Origin of the sequence: Bradyrhizobium sp. 149, from assembly GCF_023073915.1 — a bacterium.
Classification (GTDB): Bacteria; Pseudomonadota; Alphaproteobacteria; order Rhizobiales; family Xanthobacteraceae; genus Bradyrhizobium.
On sequence record NZ_JADPKK010000022.1, the window covers coordinates 1,645,971 to 1,663,537 of the forward strand.

At 61.8% G+C, this 17,567-nt stretch carries 19 protein-coding genes; 7 read left to right on the forward strand and 12 right to left on the reverse strand.

Annotated elements, in window-relative coordinates; translation table 11 throughout:
• Positions 1-131 precede the first annotated feature (131 nt).
• Entirely contained in the window at positions 132-1,280 is a 1,149-nt protein-coding gene (locus IVA88_RS25580) for a M20 family metallopeptidase (RefSeq protein WP_247499925.1), read from the forward strand.
• 146 nt (positions 1,281-1,426) lie between these two features.
• Here the strand turns inward: IVA88_RS25580 and IVA88_RS25585 are convergent, their stop codons facing one another.
• The 10 genes from IVA88_RS25585 to IVA88_RS25630 all read right to left on the reverse strand — a co-directional run bounded on the left by IVA88_RS25585 (position 1,427) and on the right by IVA88_RS25630 (position 9,949).
• Entirely contained in the window at positions 1,427-1,585 is a 159-nt protein-coding gene (locus IVA88_RS25585) for a hypothetical protein (protein ID WP_247500430.1), read from the reverse strand.
• A gap of 95 nt (positions 1,586-1,680) precedes the next feature.
• On the reverse strand, positions 1,681-2,262 hold the full coding sequence (locus tag IVA88_RS25590; RefSeq protein WP_247499926.1) for a flavin reductase family protein: 582 nt from the start codon (positions 2,260-2,262) through the stop codon (positions 1,681-1,683).
• 32 nt (positions 2,263-2,294) lie between these two features.
• A complete protein-coding gene (locus tag IVA88_RS25595; RefSeq protein WP_247499927.1) occupies positions 2,295-3,131 on the reverse strand; it encodes an ATP-binding cassette domain-containing protein in 837 nt (278 codons plus the stop codon).
• Positions 3,132-3,150: 19 nt separating this feature from the next.
• Entirely contained in the window at positions 3,151-3,957 is an 807-nt protein-coding gene (gene ssuC / locus IVA88_RS25600; RefSeq protein WP_247499928.1) for an aliphatic sulfonate ABC transporter permease SsuC, read from the reverse strand.
• Entirely contained in the window at positions 3,954-5,132 is a 1,179-nt protein-coding gene (gene ssuD, locus IVA88_RS25605) for an FMNH2-dependent alkanesulfonate monooxygenase (RefSeq protein WP_247499929.1), read from the reverse strand. The genes ssuC and ssuD overlap by 4 nt, the downstream gene beginning before the upstream one ends.
• Positions 5,129-6,082 (reverse strand): sulfonate ABC transporter substrate-binding protein, encoded by a 954-nt coding sequence (locus IVA88_RS25610; protein ID WP_247499930.1) that lies wholly within the window; start codon positions 6,080-6,082, stop codon positions 5,129-5,131. The genes ssuD and IVA88_RS25610 overlap by 4 nt, the downstream gene beginning before the upstream one ends.
• Before the next feature lie 38 nt (positions 6,083-6,120).
• Positions 6,121-7,071: a sulfonate ABC transporter substrate-binding protein gene (locus IVA88_RS25615; protein ID WP_247499931.1), complete on the reverse strand. Its 951-nt coding sequence runs from the start codon at positions 7,069-7,071 to the stop codon at positions 6,121-6,123.
• Positions 7,072-7,440: 369 nt separating this feature from the next.
• Complete coding sequence (locus IVA88_RS25620) at positions 7,441-8,607, reverse strand: cytochrome P450 (RefSeq protein WP_247499932.1); 1,167 nt, start codon at positions 8,605-8,607, stop codon at positions 7,441-7,443.
• A gap of 77 nt (positions 8,608-8,684) precedes the next feature.
• A complete protein-coding gene (locus IVA88_RS25625; protein WP_247499933.1) occupies positions 8,685-9,473 on the reverse strand; it encodes a helix-turn-helix transcriptional regulator in 789 nt (262 codons plus the stop codon).
• A 116-nt stretch (positions 9,474-9,589) separates the two neighbouring features.
• Positions 9,590-9,949, reverse strand: a complete 360-nt coding sequence (locus IVA88_RS25630; protein WP_247499934.1) for a DUF2200 domain-containing protein — start codon at positions 9,947-9,949, stop codon at positions 9,590-9,592.
• A gap of 296 nt (positions 9,950-10,245) precedes the next feature.
• Between IVA88_RS25630 and IVA88_RS25635 the strand changes: the two genes are divergently transcribed.
• The 3 genes from IVA88_RS25635 (at position 10,246) to IVA88_RS25645 (ending at position 11,940) form a co-directional block, all read left to right on the forward strand.
• Positions 10,246-10,839: a DUF1349 domain-containing protein gene (locus IVA88_RS25635; protein ID WP_247499935.1), complete on the forward strand. Its 594-nt coding sequence runs from the start codon at positions 10,246-10,248 to the stop codon at positions 10,837-10,839.
• A 196-nt stretch (positions 10,840-11,035) separates the two neighbouring features.
• Positions 11,036-11,266: a hypothetical protein gene (locus IVA88_RS25640; protein WP_247499936.1), complete on the forward strand. Its 231-nt coding sequence runs from the start codon at positions 11,036-11,038 to the stop codon at positions 11,264-11,266.
• Between the two features lie 92 nt (positions 11,267-11,358).
• Positions 11,359-11,940 carry a hypothetical protein gene (locus IVA88_RS25645; protein ID WP_247499937.1) on the forward strand — a complete coding sequence of 194 codons (582 nt, stop codon included), beginning with the start codon at positions 11,359-11,361 and terminating at the stop codon, positions 11,938-11,940.
• A 236-nt stretch (positions 11,941-12,176) separates the two neighbouring features.
• Here IVA88_RS25645 and IVA88_RS25650 read toward each other — a convergent pair whose 3' ends face one another.
• Both IVA88_RS25650 and IVA88_RS25655 read right to left on the reverse strand, forming a co-directional pair.
• On the reverse strand, positions 12,177-12,383 hold the full coding sequence (locus IVA88_RS25650) for a hypothetical protein (protein ID WP_247499938.1): 207 nt from the start codon (positions 12,381-12,383) through the stop codon (positions 12,177-12,179).
• Positions 12,384-13,070: 687 nt separating this feature from the next.
• Positions 13,071-13,628 carry a dihydrofolate reductase family protein gene (locus IVA88_RS25655; protein WP_247499939.1) on the reverse strand — a complete coding sequence of 186 codons (558 nt, stop codon included), beginning with the start codon at positions 13,626-13,628 and terminating at the stop codon, positions 13,071-13,073.
• 306 nt (positions 13,629-13,934) lie between these two features.
• Between IVA88_RS25655 and IVA88_RS25660 the strand changes: the two genes are divergently transcribed.
• The 3 genes from IVA88_RS25660 (at position 13,935) to IVA88_RS25670 (ending at position 17,445) form a co-directional block, all read left to right on the forward strand.
• A complete protein-coding gene (locus tag IVA88_RS25660) occupies positions 13,935-14,252 on the forward strand; it encodes a DUF1648 domain-containing protein (protein WP_247499940.1) in 318 nt (105 codons plus the stop codon).
• Between the two features lie 466 nt (positions 14,253-14,718).
• Entirely contained in the window at positions 14,719-15,108 is a 390-nt protein-coding gene (locus tag IVA88_RS25665) for a DUF1127 domain-containing protein (protein WP_247499941.1), read from the forward strand.
• Positions 15,109-15,684: 576 nt separating this feature from the next.
• Positions 15,685-17,445 carry an adenylate/guanylate cyclase domain-containing protein gene (locus tag IVA88_RS25670; RefSeq protein ID WP_256466823.1) on the forward strand — a complete coding sequence of 587 codons (1,761 nt, stop codon included), beginning with the start codon at positions 15,685-15,687 and terminating at the stop codon, positions 17,443-17,445.
• Positions 17,446-17,567: the final 122 nt, after the last annotated feature.

Sequence of the window (17,567 nt, forward strand, 5' to 3'; positions counted from 1 at the left end):
CCGGGGTGACGATGGGGAGGCACGGTGCGTCCAATCCCGTGGACCCGCGACATGGCCGCACCGCATTCTCCGACTAGGTCACACCCGCACCAGGCCCTATAACCCCGCGTGAGAACCACGCGAGGGTAAACATGTCTCAAGCTCAAATCACGGACTGGCTGGCGACGCAGGGGCAGGCGATGATCGACCTGCTGCGCGATGTCGTGAATATCGATTCCGGATCCTATGACAAGGAAGGCGTCGATGCGGTCGGGGCGCGGTTCGAGCGGCATTTTGCCGAGCACGGCATTCCGTTCCGGCGCGAAAACAACGCCACATTCGGCGATGCGATCCATGCCGAAGTCACAAAGCCCGGCAGCAACGAGAAGCCGGTGCTGTTGATGGGGCATCGCGACACCGTATTCGGCAAGGGCGAGGCCGGGCGGCGTCCGTTCACGATCCAGGGCACGCGTGCCTACGGTCCGGGCGTCGCCGACATGAAGTCCGGCGTCGTCATGAACATATTCGTGGCAACCGCCTTCCACAAATTCGGCGGCAGCCCGCATCCGATCAAGGTGCTGATCACCTCGGACGAGGAGATCGGCTCGCCCTCCTCGCGGCCGGTGATCGAGCGTGAAGGACGCGCCGCGCGCGCCGTGTTCAATTCCGAGCCGGGCCGCCCGACCGGCAATATCGTCACCGGGCGCAAGGGCGGCATCTTCATGCATGTCGCCATCACCGGCAAAGCCGCGCATTCCGGCGCCAATTTCGCCGCGGGCGTCAGCGCGATCGGCGAGCTCGCGCACAAGATCGTGCATATCCACGCGCTGACCGATCTGGATAAGGGCATCACGCTCAATGTCGGCCTCGTCTCGGGCGGGCAGTCCGTCAACACGACGGCGCCTTACGCGGAAGGGCAGATCGACCTACGCTACGTCGATCCGGCGGATCGCGCGAGGGTGATGGCCGCGATCGAGACAATCATCGCGACGTCCTATGTGCCTGGCACCAGCGCGACGCTGACGATCAAGGGCGAGTTCGTCCCGGTGGTGCAGAGTGCCGACTCAAAGGCGCTGTTCGAAAATTATCAGGCCGCCGCAAAGCAGGCCGGCCTCACCACGCTCCAGGGCGAGTTCTCCGGCGGCTGCGCCGATTCCGGCTTCACCGCCGCGGTCGGAACGCCGACCATCTGCGGCCTCGGCCCCGTCGGCGGGCTCGCGCACACGACAGAGGAATATCTCGAGCTCGACAGCATCGTACCGCGCGCGCAGGCGCTGGCGCTGGCGATTTTGCGGGCGTAGTCGCCACGCGCTCTGTCGTCCTGCCCGGGCTTGACCCGGGCATCCACGTCTTCCCAAATTCGCGGTGACACGTGGATGGCCGGGTCAAGCCCGGCCATGACGAGTTGAGAGAGCGGCGCGTCACGTTAACCGCGTACGCATTCGCCCTACGAATAACTCGGCGCATCCGGCTTACGAAAGATGCGGATGGGGTCGCCGGGCACGATCGGATGACCACTGAACATCGCATAGGCATAGAGCGCGAGATAGGCGATCGCGAGCGCGCCGACCGCGTAGAAGGTCCACGTCGCGACCCGTTTCATCATTGCGCTCCATAGCCGTCCCGGCGGGGGGCTCAGGCAGCGCTTCTAGAGCGATGACGGGAAAAAGGCCAGCCTGTGCGCCCCTCGGCCGGTGGCGATCAAATGCCGCGCCGGAGGTGGGTGGGGACGCTGACATCCGCGAGCCTGGCCGCGTCTTCGTCCTGATCGACCGCTACGTACTGGCCGTGCCAATAGGCCAGCGCAGCGTTGCGGGTCGAATTCTTGACGTCTCGCACCCGACCGATGACGATGGCGTGCGAATGGCGCTCGACGATCTCCTCGACCTCGCAATCGACGGCGGACAATGCGCCAACCAGCAGCGGAACACCCGAGACCGCCGTCACCCATCTGGCGCCCGCAAAACGATCGGCACCCTTGAGCCCGCCCTTGCCGGCAAAGCGCTCGGCGATTTCGAGCTGATCGGCTGCGAGGATGTTCACGCCGAAGGCACCGTGGCGGCGGATCAGCGGGAAGGACGAGGCGTCGCGGTTGATGCTGACGATCAGCGTCGGCGGATCGACCGAGAGCGAGGCGACGGAGGTGACCGTCATGCCGGTGATGTCCTTGCCCCGTCCGGCGGTGATGACGCTGACCCCGCCGGTGAGGTGGCGCATGGCGCCGCGAAAATCGGCGGAGGAGACGGCATTTTCGGTCATGAGATCGCGGGGCACTACATTCATGGCATCGTCCCCAAGCCGGGGTCCCTCTCTATTTAGGTACGATCATCCGCCGACAAAAGGTGGCTCAGGATCGAGCCTTCGAGACCCGCGAGCTCGGCCGAGCCGCGTTCGCGGGGCCGGGCCGTGTTAACCACGACGTCGTGGGCGATCCGCCCTTCCTCGATCACCAGCACCCGGTCCGCCAGCGCGACCGCCTCGGCGACATCGTGGGTCACCAGGATCGCGGTGAAGCCCTGGTCGCGCCAGACGCGCTCCAGCAGCCGCTGCATCGAGATGCGGGTCAGCGCGTCCAGCGCGCCGAGCGGCTCGTCGAAGGCGAGCACCCGCGGCCGCGAGACCAGCGCGCGGGCGAGCGCAACGCGCTGCTTCTGGCCGCCCGACAGCACCGAGGGCCACTGGTCGCGCTTGTCGGTCAGCCCGACCTCGGTCAGCGCCTTCTCCGCGCGTGAATGCGCGTCGGAGGAAGCACGATCGCGACCGAGACCGACCTCGACATTGGAGAGAACGCTCGCCCAGGGCAACAATCGAGGCTCCTGGAACATCACGCGGATATCCTCGGGCTTCACGGCTTCGCCGAGCGAAATGGTACCGGCGTCGATTTTCTCCAGGCCGGCGATGAGGCGCAGCAGCGTGCTCTTGCCGCAGCCGCTCTTGCCCACGATGGCGACGAACTGGCCAGCGGGGATGTGCAAATCGATGCCGCGCAGCACCTCGTTATCGCCGTAGGATTTGCGCAAGCCGCGGATGCTGAGCGGCAGGCCGCTCGTTTGCACCGGTCGCTCCTCGCGCAGCACACGGGCGTGCGGCGCGAAATTGGCGCGGCTGGCGAGTTCAGTTTCCGGAAGGGAGGTACGAAGGGCTGTCTGCATGTGATCCCTGTATTTCTGCTCAACGTTTCTGGAAGGCGGGGTGCCAGGAGAGCGTCAGGCGCTCCAGCATACGGGAGGCGCTGTCGGCGAGCTTGCCGAGCAGCGCGTAGATCAGGATCGAGAGCACGACGACGTCGATCAGCATGAACTCGCGTGCCTGCATCGCCATGTAGCCGAGGCCCGAGGATGCTGCGATGGTCTCCGCCACAATCAGCGTCAGCCACATGATGCCAAGCGCGAAGCGGATGCCGACGAAGATCGAGGGTAGCGCGCCCGGAAAGATCACCCGGCGGAACAGCTCGCCGTCGGTCATGCCGTAGATCCGGCCCATCTCGATCAGCTGCGGGTCGACGGTGCGGATGCCGTGCAGCGTGTTGAGGTAGATCGGGAAAAACACCCCGAGCGCTACCAGGAACAGCTTTGCGCTCTCGTCGATGCCGAACCACAAGATGACCAGTGGGATCAGCGCCAGATGCGGCACGTTGCGCACCATCTGCAGCGTTGTGTCGGTGAGCTTTGCCGACAACTGCGACAGGCCGTTGGCGAGACCGAAGGCAAAGCCGATGCTGCCGCCGATCAGGAAACCGATCGAGGCGCGCCAGAACGAGACCCAGATGTTGCGGACGAGCTCGCCGGAGAGCAGCAGCTTCCAGCCTGCAAGCACGACGTCGCTCGGTGCCGGCAACACCCTCGTCGGCACGAAACCGGTGACGCTGGCGACCTGCCAGATCGCGATGATGGCGAGCGGCACGATCCACTGGATCAGGCCGTCGACGCGCGGCAGACGCAAGCCGCGCGGAAGCGAAACGCTGTCGATCAGGCTCATGACTGCGACACCTTGTGCTGCGGACGGAAGTCGCTGCCGACCGTCTCACCAAAAGGACCGCCGTTGAAGTGCAGCTTGGTCACGTTGCTGGACTGCTCCAGCGAGAGGAGCGGAAACACCAGCTCGGCGAAACGATAGGCTTCCTCCAGATGCGGGTAGCCCGACATGATGAAGGTATCGATGCCGATGTCCTGGTACTCCTTGATGCGGGCCGCGACCGTCTGGGCGTCGCCGACCAGTGCCGTGCCGGCGCCGCCACGCACGAGGCCGACGCCGGCCCACAGGTTCGGGGCGATCTCGAGCTTGTCGCGCTTGCCGCCATGGAGCTGCGCCATGCGCTGCTGGCCGACCGAATCCATCCGCGCAAAGTTCTTCTGCGCGGTCGCGATGGTCTCGTCGCTGACATGCTTGATCAGCTCATTGGCCGCACGCCAGGCCGCGTCATTGGTCTCGCGGACAATCACGTGGAGCCGGATGCCGAAGGAAAGCTTTCGTCCGCGGGCGCTCGCGACCTCCCTCACCTTCGCGATCTTCTCCGCGACCAGCGCCGGCGGCTCGCCCCAGGTGAGATATTTGTCGACGGTGTCGACGGCGACGTCGATGCCGGCATCGGACGAGCCGCCGAAATAGAGCGGCGGACGCGGCGACTGAACCGGAGGAAACAGCAGCTTGCCGCCCTCGACGTGGATGTGCTTGCCCTCGACACTGACGGTCTTGCCGGCGAGCAGCTCGCCATAGACGCTGAGGAATTCGCGGGTGACCTCGTATCGCTCGTCATGGGCGAGGAAGATGCCGTCACCCTTGTTCTCGACGGGATCGCCGCCGGTGACGACGTTGACCAGGAGCCGGCCGCTGGTGATGCGGTCGAGCGTCGCGGTCATGCGCGCGGCCACGCTCGGCGATTGCAGGCCGGGCCTGACGGCCACGAGATAGCGCAGCCGCTCGGTGAACGGCGCGACCGAGGAGGCGACGATCCAGGAATCCTCACAACTCCGCCCGGTCGGCAGCAGCACGCCGAAATAGCCGAGCTGATCGGCGGCTTGCGCGATCTGGCGCAGATAGTTGAAATTGACCTCGCGGCCGCCGATGCCGGTGCCGAGATAGCGGCCGTCACCATGGGTCGGCAGGAACCAGAGGATGTGGGCGTTCGCTTGCTTGCTCATATGCTTGCTCATGATCCTGGCTTGCGCGCCACGTCGGAAATATTGATGGATTTGGGAATCAGGTTGAGCGCGAGGAACGCGTCGGCAACCCGCTGCTGATCGGCGATGACGGCATCGGTCAGCGGCTTGATGCCGTAGGACTGCCGCTTCAGCGCTACCTCGACCACGGGGACCGAAAGGCCGATCGACGGCGCCAGCTGCTCGGCAACCGCGTGGATATCGCCCTTGGCCCAATCGTCGACCGCGCTCAGCTCAGCCAGCACGGCGTCGATGACCGCGGGATTGGCTTCGACGAATTTCTTCGAGGAGAAATAGAACTGGTAGTTGGCCACGATGTCGGTGCCATCGGCGAGCGTGCGTGCTTCGGTGGCGGCTTCCGCGGCGGCCTGGAACGGATCCCAGATCACCCAGGCATCGACCGCGCCGCGCTCGAAGGCGGCACGCGCGTCGGCCGGCGCCAGGAACACCGGCTCGATCTCGGAATATTTGACGCCGGCTTTCTCGAGCGCCTTGACCAGGAGATAATGGACATTGGAGCCCTTGTTGAGTGCGACCTTCTTGCCCTTGAGATCGGCGACCGATTTCAGCGGGCTGTCTTTCGGCACCAGGATCGCCTCGCCCTTCGGGGCCGGCGGCTCGTAGGCGACATACTGGATCGGGGCGCCCGCGGCCTGCGCGAAGATCGGCGGGGCTTCGCCGGTGTTGCCGAAATCGATCGCGCCGACATTGAGCGCTTCGAGCAGCGGCGGGCCGGAGGGGAATTCGGTCCACACCACCTTGTAGCCGACGGCGGCGAGCTTCGGCTCCAGCGTGCCCTTGCTCTTGAGCAGCACCAGCTTGCCGTATTTCTGATAGCCGATGCGGACCACCTTGTCCTGACCGTAGGAGGTGCCGACCGCGGCGGCGACGATGCCGATCGACAGCACGATGGCCGCGATCAGACGCTGGATGATACGCCTCATGTTCAAACCTTTTGAAATGGGGAGATTGGTGGGCACGATCACGCTGCCGGGTTGCGCCAGACGATGTCGCGGATGACGACCGGCTTCGGGATCAGCCCGAGCTTGTGGAAGCGGTCGGCGACGCCCTGCTGGGTCGTGACGATGTCGTCGGTGACGGGACCGACCACGAAATTCGCGCGATTGGCGGCGACGGTCTGGATGTCCAGCGGGACACCAGTGACCGCGGCGAGCGATTTGGCGACCTCGTCGCGGTGCTGTTCGGCCCATTTGCCAGCCGCGGTCGTCACATCGACGATCTGCTGCAGGATCGCGCCGTGATTCCTGGCGAACTCGCGGTTGGCGATGTAGAAGGAATTGGTCTTGGTGACTTCGCGCGCATTGATCAGGATGCGCCCGCCCTGCTTGGTCTCGCCGATCGCAAAATACGGATCCCAGATCGCCCAAGCCTCGATGCTGCCATTGGCAAAGGCAGGCCCGGCATCCGGCGGCGTCAGGTAGACCGGCGTGATGTCGGCATAGGTGAGGCCCGCTTTCTCCAGCGTCTGCACCACGATATTGTGCGCGCTGGAGCCCTTGGTGAAGCCGATGCGCTTGCCCTTCAAGTCAGCGATGGCGCGGATCGGCGAATCCTTGGGCACCAGGATGCCCTGACCGTTGGTGATCGGCTGGCCGGCGGCATAGACGATCGCGGCACCCGCGGCCTGGGCGAACACGGGCGGGGAATCGCCGACCGAGCCGAAATCGACGCTGCCGACATTCATCGCCTCCATCATCGGAGGCCCCGAGGAAAACTCGACCCATTTCACCTCGATACCCAAAGGAGCGAAATGTTTTTCCAGGGCAGACTGCTGGCTCGCGATAACCAGCACGCCGGTCTTTTGGTAGCCGATACGAATTTCCTTCAGCGCGGCTTGCGCTGTGGCGCGTGTGGCAAACGCTGCAGCGATTGCGCTTCCAGCGGACAATTTCAGAAAGTTCCGACGCTGCATTCCACTCTCCCGGCCAGACGCGGCCGTCATCATTCAGGTCTCGTGAATGATGGTGCGGGTTGGCGGAGGTGTCGAGACAGGCGGAGAAATAGCGATGCGAGCACTGCGCTTGCGACAAGCGCATGATTAATCTTTCAATCCACAGAGTGAATGAGGATGGAATTTTTCCGCACGCGGATGTGAATGCCGGCCGCGTGGGTCTCAAGACTCGCGGCCGGAACCAAAACCCGCGAAAACAACCCCATGCACAGTAGCCGGGGCGTGCAAAAACAATGGCTTACGTATTATCCGAAGCGAATTTGACTCGTCGGGCAAAACAGGGGCATGATGGTATCGTTGCGGCGTTCGGGTGGAGCAGCCTGCAGCGGGCTAATGCTGCCACCTCACGGGCAGATTCTGCAGCCCGCGGAACGCCCAGCCGCCGATCCGCACCGGCTCGTCGTCGGCAAGCTCGAGCTTCTGGGCGCGCGCGAACAATGTCGGCAGCGCGACGTCAGCGATCATGGCGCGCGAGGCCCAGGCGCCGGCGCAGAAATGCGGACCGGCGCCGAACGCGACGCTCTTGGCCGTATCGCGCCGCACGTCGAACTGGTCGGCGCGCTCAAAATGCTTTTCGTCGCGGTTGGCCGAGCCGAACATCAGGAACACCCGCTCGTCCGTCTCGAACGAAACGTCGCGGATCGACCAGGGCTTTGCGATGCGCCGCGGCGACATGCCGATCGGCGAGATCCAGCGGGCATATTCCTCGAAGGCCTGAAGCCAGGTCACCTTGCCGCTGCGCACGAGATCGAGCTGCTCGGGATGGCTCAGCAGCGCCCACACCGTGCCGGCGATCGCCTTGCGCGGTTCGTTCTGGCCGCCGGATATCGCGAGTTTGACATTCGCGCGCATGCCCTCCATCGACATGCCCGAAGCGAGGAGCACGCCGAGGATGCTCTGGTCGGGATGCTTGCGCATCACCGGCAGGATGTCGTCGATCGCCGCATCGATGCCTGATGTCGCCGCATGGCAACGCGCCTCGACCTCGGGGTCGCCGCTGTAGTTGGCGATACCCTCGATCATGCCCTGCGACCAGGCATCCATATCCCCAAAGCCGATATTGGTGAGGCCGGTGATCGACTTCAGGCATTCGCCGGAGAACGGCAGCGCGAAGTCGCGCATGAAATCGATCCGCCCCGGCGCGATCGCGTCGATGATGCGGTCGGCGTGGGCCTGGAACAGCGCGGTCCAGTGCGCCTTCACCGTCTTCGGCGACACCGTCGGAAACATCGCGCGGCGCTCGAGCTGGTGCGCCTCGCCGTCCTTGCGCATCATGTTGTGGCCCATCAGCCGGTTCATCAGGCCGGCAGGCTGGTGCGAGGAGAACACGTCGATCTGCTTCTCGGAGATCGAGATGTCGTCGCGGCTCGTCAGCAGGGTCGAGCCGAGCTGCGGCACGAAGGCGATCGGCGCCTCCTTGCGCATTGTCGCGAGCATCGGGTAGGGGTCGGCCCAGAATGCAACCGGGTCGATGTCGATGCGCGGCGCGGTGCTCAAGCTTCGCTCCCTTGCTGTTCACCGCCAAGGCTAGCGGCTTCAGGAGGCGCCGTCTGTCCCCAGCGATTGGGACAGCTTCAGTTCAGGCGGCCCGGCCCCGCGAGCAGACCCAACACAATTCCAAACAATTCGTTCTGCGCGGAGATGCCGAGCCGCTCATAGGCGCGCTTGCGGTAGGTCAGTGTCGAATGCAGGCTGATGCCGAGGGCCTGCGAGATCGCCTCGGAACTGAATCCAGAGAGAATACGACGACAAACGTCCCGCTCGCGCGGCGTCAGATCGGCGAGCGGCGCGCGCGTCGCAAACAGCGCGGCGAGAGTCTGGTCGGTCGTCGCCGCCGGGCCGTGCTGGAAATGGCGTGCCACGCTTGCACTGATGGCGGGTGCGATGGCCTGAAGCCGCGCACGCTGGGAATCGCCGAAGCGGCCCTGCGCGGCGACGCGATAGAAATTGACGTAGAAGCAGGTGTCGTCGACCCAGATCGCGGTCGCGCATTTGTCGACGATGCCGGAATCGACAAAGAACATCTTGCGGTAGCGTGCGCCGTACATGTGGGGCGCGAAGGCCGGCAGCAGTAGCGGCGCGCGGCCCTCGCCTTCGAACAGCGCATCGCGGTTGGGGTCGGACTCGTGGAACTGCCCGGCATAGGCCGCACCGAGATCGCCGCCGATCGGGATGTTGCCGGCATCGAGCAGGCAGCGCGCCGCGCCCGCGCGGCTTAGTGCGAAAACCATGCAATGGCCGACGCCGGCCTGCCGGCGCAGCGTATCGATCAGGATATCAGGGAAATCCGGGCGACCGATGGCGAGCACCGCTGGCGTGACATCGCCAGCTGCCGGATTTGCGGGCCTCCCGTGAGGGCGCATCCTGTTCTCCCTATCGCCTTTTGACGAAATTTATCAGCAATGGCCGCGCGGTGGAAGGAGGGTATCGCCGGATATCTCCCGCAACGTCGCCGAGCCGGGCGGACGAGGGTGGCGGCTCAAGAAGCAGCTTTCCGCAAAATCTTGTCCATTGCTTTTCCCTTGGCCAGCTCATCGATCAGCTTATCCAGGTAGCGGATCTCCCGCATCGTCGGGTCTTTGACATCCTCCACCCGGACACCGCAAACCACGCCTTTGATCAGGTCGCGCGAAGGATTGATTGCAGGGGCTTTCGCAAAGAAGGTCTCAAAGTCCGTCCCCTGTTCCAGTTGAGTTTCCAGCTCCTTCTCACCATAGCCTGTCAACCATGAGATGACCTGGTCGACCTCTGCCTTGGTGCGTCCTTTCTTCTCCGCCTTCGCAACGTAGAGCGGGTAAACGCTTGCGAAGCTCGTCGTATAGATGCGGTGTTTTGGCATGACCACTCCAGGGGATCACTCGTTAGGGGCGGGGAGAGTTGAGAGTTGAAACTATACCGCAAATTCTCGCACCGGTCCGTCCGGTTTCCGAAGCGCTCGTTAGTCAAGAGCATCGGGTTCGTGAGCTCAGGATCGATCGACGTTTGCGTCGCAATGGTCAAAAACCACGCGGATAACCAAACGAGACATCCGAGTAGTCGCCGCCCTTCTTAAGCTGCAATTTGCCCAATTCATACGTTGCGGCATCTTGTGCATATGCCGGGGTGAGGTCGGCAGGTCATTGCATCGAGGTAGACATGAGCAATCCGATCTTCACTAGAAGCGACGGTGTGTGGCTGAATGAACCGGAACAATGGACCGCGCAGGGCGACACGCTTCAGATCGTGACCGACAAGGCCACCGATTTCTGGCGGGAAACTCATTACGGCTTTACCCGAGACAGCGGGCATTTCCTGGGCTTTCCGACCGCCGAGGCATTCACCGCCGAGTTGCGCGTCCACGGCGATTTCCAGGCGCTCTACGATCAGGCAGGCATCATGGTCCGCGTTGACGCGCAACATTGGGTCAAGGCCGGGATCGAGCTCTCGGACGGACGCGCCATGCTTTCGAGCGTCCTCACCAGTGAGCGGTCGGACTGGGCGACTGCTCCGTACGAGCACAATGCCGGCGACTTCCGGATGCGTGCGACGGTCGCAAACGGCGTCCTTCGTCTGCAGACCTCGGCTGATGGCAAGCTCTGGCCGCTGGTGCGACTTGCGCCATTCCCTGAGGCAGACCGTTACCTCGTGGGGCCAATGGCCTGCACGCCCGAACGGGCCGGATTGAAAGTCGAGTTCTCGAGCTTTCGGCTGACGCCGCCGCTCGGCAAGGGTCTGCACGATCTCGGCTGACGGCAGACTGTCGCGGGCCGCGACTGGTCGCTCTGGCCCGGGGTCCATGACCCGCAACGCAATGCGCTGCACCGGCGACAGCAAATCCGCGTCAACTCCAATTGCAGTGCCCGTGACGGGCCTCACTGAAGCTGCCCAGCACTTGCGGCACTCTGCATCGTGGCTGCAACCCGCCGCCCAAACAGGAGGACCTCACATGAAAACCGCTCGCCTTGCTCTCTTCGCTGGCCTCATTGGGCTCGGCTCTCTCCTCGGATCCGGACACTATTCACCTGCCGCAGCAGGCTTCGGTTCGCAATATGGGTGGATGGGAAACAAGCCCTACATGGACTGCCTGAAATACGTGGGGGCCTTCGGTGCCGACTACCCGAACCGAAGCAAGAACATTGAAACTTGCAAGCACAATTACCTTCCGGGCGGCCGCTGAAGTGACTAGCGTCCGCTGCTGGTGCGTCGAATCCGCCCCCGGCATCCGCACTCGCTCAGGTTTCAAGCGTATTGGAAGGCAAAGGAGCAGTTATGCTCAAGGCAGAACCGACGTTTGAAGCTCTGGCATCGCATATCCAGCGCCAGGACCGATCCCTGAAGGCCATGGGATGGAGCGTTCTGGGCGCTACAATCATGGCGGCTACGGCGATCCTTGCCTCGCAGTGGCACTCGACCGTCAGTGCCGGCACAGTCAAAGCCAAGACCTTGTCCGTGGAAACCATCGCCTTGCGTAATGACACCGGCAAAATCGTCGCCTTGATCTCGTCCACGTCCGACGGAATGCCGCATATTTCGCTATTCGATAGCCGCCAGAAGGTGCGACTCAGTATCGGGCTTCGCCAGGACGGCGCACCTTCGGTGTCGCTGTTGGATACAGAGCAGGGCTCCCGGGCCGTGCTGTCCTTGAATGATCATCAGAACGCGTCCTTGACGATGTTCAATGCTGCAAAAGTTCCTCGTGCCACGCTCGCCGTCGACGCCGTCAGCTCGGGTCACGTCGTTCTCTACGGGACCGGCGGTGGCCTAAACCTGTCCGCTTCCGATGGTCGGATGCAGTGGAATCCGGTGGACGGAGCCGTTCAGAACGTCCAAACGCGAAATAAGACCCAGTAAATTCCAGCCATAAAGTTCATGTCGGCTTCAGCCAAAGCTCTGGTCCGATTCGAGGCTGATGTTGTCGGGTGACGTAGGTGGGAAAGTTGGACCAGCGCATGTCCTCATCTAGCGGCTGGCCGCCTGATGTCCGGTTTACTGCCAACAGCGGCCGAAGTCGCAGATGGGCCAACAGGCGACATGGGATCATATCGGCAAATGAAAGAGGCTGCCAACTGAGCTGGTCTCTTCGAGAGCTAAGAGGCACTGGTCTTTCTAATAAGCCGAATAGCGTTGATGCCTATCGTGACGAGAAAGATGATGGTAACGCCAGCCAAAATCATCCACTCACCGTCCTTGCGCAGGGCTCTCTCAAACGCCACAATGGCGAGCGCACCGGAGGCGAACGACATAAAGAGCAGCGCAAAGAGCTGTGTGCCTGGTCCGTTCAAAATGCTTTTCATCTCCAGCGTTCCCCGTCCCTTTTCAACTCGAAATAAGGGCCGCCAACTGAGGCAGCCTCTAGCGAACTAAGCTGGATCTTGTGCGGTGGCCCCTTCTGTTAGACCGGAACGGGGCAGTCATGGCTATTGCTTCCACTGGGGGCGCGAACGGTCGTGCAGGTCATCGGCCCTTTGGGCGCGTCCGTTGTGGTGGCTGATGCTAAACCCGCAGATCTTGAAATGAACCCTCCTATCTTGGCCGCCCGAAACAGCTACAAGATCGTTTTCCGTCAGCATGGAGCGTTGCTCATTGAAGGTCTCCTGATCGTTTTCCGCGGCGAGACCATTCCCGCCAGCCGTGATCAGGGGATACGCGGTCCTGTTGTGAGACGCTGTGCTGCACGTCACACAGACATCACGCTCAAATCAGACCACAGCATTTTTCAAGCTACGCCACTTTGGTCGAATAGGCCAGCACCCCTCCACTGGCCGCAAGCCCGCTATGGGTCTTGGCTGTGTGAAAATGCGAAGACGCTCAATGACGATAGAAGAAATACTCGTCCAAGATAATTTTAGACTTCGAACTCGCAGTCCCATTCGACTTAAGAATTGAACTAAAGAATGCCATTCTCGTCGCGTTTCGATGTTGTGCGTTTTTACGCAGCAGGGGCCAGCAGCGGACGCTAGGGGCGTTGAGGCTGCTCGGAGTCAGCGCTCGCGCCGATAGTGCATAGCAACCGCGCCGCTGCGGAGCGGCTTCGCCGAGACCAGCTTGAGCCGCCGTGCACTGGGCAGCCCACCCTGGTACAGAGTCGGGCCGTGGCCGGCAATCCTGGGGTGGACGAGGAGCTGATATTCGTCGATCAGATCCAGCCGGTCCAACTCGGTTGCGAGTTTGCCGCTACCGAGGAGCACGCCGGCCGGAGTCGCGTCCTTGAGCCTCTGTACGCCTGTTCGCAGGTCGTCGGCGATGTGGTGGCTGTTGGCCCACGGGAAGTCCGTTCGCATCGACGACACCACGTACTTCGGTTTGGCGTCCAGCTTGACCGCCCACTCGCGTATCGCCGGCGGCGCCTCCACGTCGCCGCGAACGACCGCCGGCCAGTAGCTCTCCATCATCTCGTAGGTGATGCGGCCCCACAGCATCGCCCCGCCCTCGTCCATAAGGCGGGTGAAGAACGCGTGGGTCTCGTTGTCAGCGATTCCCTCCTCATGGTCGACGCAGCCGTCCAGGGTGACGTTTATGCTGAAGGTCAATAGTCCCATGCGACCAGCCTAGGCCATCCGCTCGAAAAAAGATGCAGGGCTAATACTCGCGGTTCATGTTCAGCTTCCGCTGTGGGGTCACAACCCGCCGAACTGGGGGCCCGCTGCGAACTTCCGGTCTGCCCTTGTGAGCTGATATGCAGCGACGCCGCTCAAACGGAAGCGATGGGCCACAAGCAGTTGTCGTGTGAACGGATCAACCTGACAGCAATCATAACAAATTGCGCGAGCGGCACCGTTTAGACAAGCATAGATTGCCTCTTCGCCTCGCGATATGTTTGGCCGGTTTCTTGGAAGGCGCAAAGCATGCTACCCGCAGATTACGTCTTTGGCTTCGCTGTTGCGTTAGTCCTCGCATTCAACCTTTATTTTGGTCCTCGGATCGAACGCGACCGCGTTGCAATTCAATGGGGACCAAATGGCGAGCCAACATGGTACGCTCCAAAATGGTTGGCCATGTGGGGAATTATTATCTTCATGGCGGCCGTGCGGCTCTTTATTTGGTTGGCTTCGACATACGCGCCGCAGCATGTGCACGGTGCTGAATTGGGAATAGTTATTTTCTCAATGATCGCCGCTGGCTCTCACCTATTTGTTTTGATGAAGGCAAGAGCGAACGTCTGACTTATTGGCGCAGGTCAGCTATGGGTCAATCGCGTCGGTGCAGACCTCTACCTGTCACTTCCAGTCCAGCCTCAACAGCGGACATAATGGAACCGGCCCAGTTGGTCCGAGACGGGCCAGAAGCGGGCATGGTACGTAGCCAACTTCTTGCATTCGAGAAGTATCAAACAACCAGACGATTTCAGAGCCAAGGCAGACTTCACGTCAAGTCAGGCCAGCTCGCCTCTAGGATGCGAGTAGCACCGGCACACCCCTTGATTTTGCAATCTCCGTGGTAACTACGCTTCATGATCAAAACGTCGTGCGCATCGTCGTCCCGTAAAAACGTAACCCGCTCTCGCTGGGCCGTGGAAGGAGTCGTGCGCTAGGAATTTGACGACGCGATCCTTTCACCAGGCCCCGCCCGCATCGGACGGGGCCTTTTGTTTGGTCACGCTTCCTGCCGGCACAACAGCAGGAGCATCCGATGCCACCCCAACAGACGACATCCGAGACCGGGCGCGATGCCGCAGGGCTCCGCCTCGACCTCGCCATTGCTTTGGTGAAAGACTCCCTGGGCAATGCTTTGGCCGAGGCGGGCCCCGATGCCTCCATGGCGCCGCTGAGAGACGCTTCCTCTGAAAAGGAAGCGGCTGGACCACCAGTCGCATCGACCCGGAGCGTCTTGAGTTTGCTCCAGGGATATTGGCGTGCGTTCAGAAAACGGCGCCGAGCCGAGAGTTTGCACAACCTGAGTGACAGAGAGTTGGCGGATATCGGCCTGACACCCAGTGACATCGACCACCTCGTCGCTCGCCGAGATATTGAAAGGCTCAGAGATGGCACGACGTATCTATGGCTGTCTCGTGGTGTGTGATGGTAAGTCACCGCCTGTTCTGCACTTTTATTGGCAGGCAGTCTGGCGGATCAGCGAAGCGTGATCCGCCACCTTTCTTCGATCGCCGTGACATGGTGGATTACACTAACGCCGATCCGCCATCGAGCTGCGATCGCGACCAACACCAGTTGCAGATAGTGCCATCTTCTTCGTCCGCTAAGGGTCTTGGCTGTGTGAAAACGCGAAGAGGCTCAATCGCGATAGAAGAACTAAAATTATTTTGGTCGTCAAACGCGCAAGCGGCTTCAGCTTAGAGATCAACGGAAGAATATCATTCTTCGTCGCCGTTCGCTTTTGGAGTTTTTACACAGCCACGGTCACAAGCCGACGACTGGCGCTCGGCTGCAAACTTCCGGTCTGCTCCTGTGAGCCGACATGCAGCGACACCCCTCGAACGGAAGCGATGGGCCAGGAGCGGACGTCGCCCGCCTCTCTCGATCAGCTCCTCGCCTCTGAGCTAACCTTGTTGATGGCTGTGGCATTTGAGGCCGATTCTTGCTAACATTTCAAAAGGTGCCAGTTCAGACCGGTGATGCTTCACGGCGGGAGAATCCCTTGAGCCGCGAACACCTCTTGCGACGGCTAACAGCCATATTCGCGGCCGATGTCGCCGGTTATAGTCGTTTAACGGGCATGGACGAGGAAGGCACGCACGTCCGGCTGAGGGAGCATTTGCGGCTCTTGATTGATCCGACGATTGCCGCCTATCGCGGGCACATCGTCAAGAACACCGGCGATGGCCTTTTGGCCGAGTTCAATAGCGTTGTGGACGCAATGCGCTGTGCGGTCGATGTTCAGCGTGGCATGGCGGAACGCAATTCAGACGTACCAGCGAACAATCGAATTGAGTTCCGGATCGGTATCAATGTTGGCGATGTTATCCAGGATAATGGGGACATATTCGGCGACGGTGTCAACGTGGCAGCGCGTCTCGAAGCGATTGCGGAGCCCGGTGGCATTTGTGTGTCGGATGATGCCCACCGACAACTCCGCGATAAACTTGATGTTGTGTTTGATGATGCCGGCGAGCAGAACCTCAAGAATATTGGACGTCCGGTCCGCGTTTTCAGAGTGAGAGATCGTGGCGCGGCAGCAAACCAAAGGCCCACGTTGGCGCTCCCTGACAAACCCTCGATCGCCGTACTATCTTTCCAGAACCTGAGTGCAGATCCAGAGCAGGAGTATTTCGCAGATGGCGTCGTGGAGGATATCACGATGGCGCTCTCTGCCCTTCGTTGGCTGTTTGTGATCGCGCGCAATTCGAGTTTCACGTACAAGGGCCGGCATGTGGACGTGAAGCAGGTCGGGAGGGAGCTAGGAGTGCGCTACGTGCTCGAAGGCAGCGTGCGCAAAGCTGGAAACCGCATTCGTATCGCGGGTCAGCTGATCGATGCCGAAAATGGAGCACATCTCTGGACGGACCGTTTCGAGGGTGCGCTCGAAGATATGTTCGATCTACAGGACCATGTAACGGCCAGCGTCATTAGCGCTATCGCCCCGAAGCTGCAGGTTGAGGAGATCAGACGTGCCAACCGCAAACCAACCGAAAATCTGACTGCGTACGACTATTACCTGCGCGGACTGGTGCAACTTCGCCGCACGACAATGGAAGCGAACCGCGAGGCGCTTGCGCTGTTTTGCAGGGCGATCGAGCTCGACCATGGCTTGGCGTGCGCCTATGGCATGGCCGCGTGGTGCTACGTGCAGCGCAAGGCGCGTGGCTGGATGATCGAGCCTGAGCAAGAGAGTGCCGAAGCTACGCGGCTGGCCCGGAAAGCCGTGCGCCTCGGTGGAGATGACCCTGTCGCGCTGTCTAGGGGTGGGTATGCACTCGCCTTTGTAGCCCAGGAGTTCGACGACGCCGCGGCGCTCATGGATCGGGGACTGGCGGTCAGTCCTAACTTAGCCGAAGCTTGGACGCTTAGTGCTTGGCTGAGAGTTTGGAGAGGTGAGTCGGACCTGGCACTTGAGCATGTTGCGCGTGCCATGCGCCTGAGTCCGCTCGATCCGTCCATGTATGGCATGCAGGGAGCCATGGCATATGCTCATTTTCTCGCGAGCCGATGTGACGTGGCATCGTTATGCGCCGAACAGGCAATGCGCGACAATCCCAAATTTCTGCTGACGATCTGCATTTCCGCTGCCAGCAAGGCGCTTGCCGGACAGCTTGAGCCAGCACAGAAAGCCATGGCACGGGCGCTCGAACTTAACCCTGACTTGCGAGCCTCCACTCTCAGAGATCTAGCGCCATTCCGCCGAGCAGAGGACTTCGCCATGTTCGCCAAGGGTCTTCGCAAAGCAGGCCTTCCGGAATGATGTTGCTGCCTCGACTGCGAACGAAACGGCCACCGAAACGGATCACAAGCCGCCGAATTGGCGCCGGGCTGCAAACTTCCGATCTGCCCTTGTGAGCTGACATGCAGCGACACCGCTCAAAC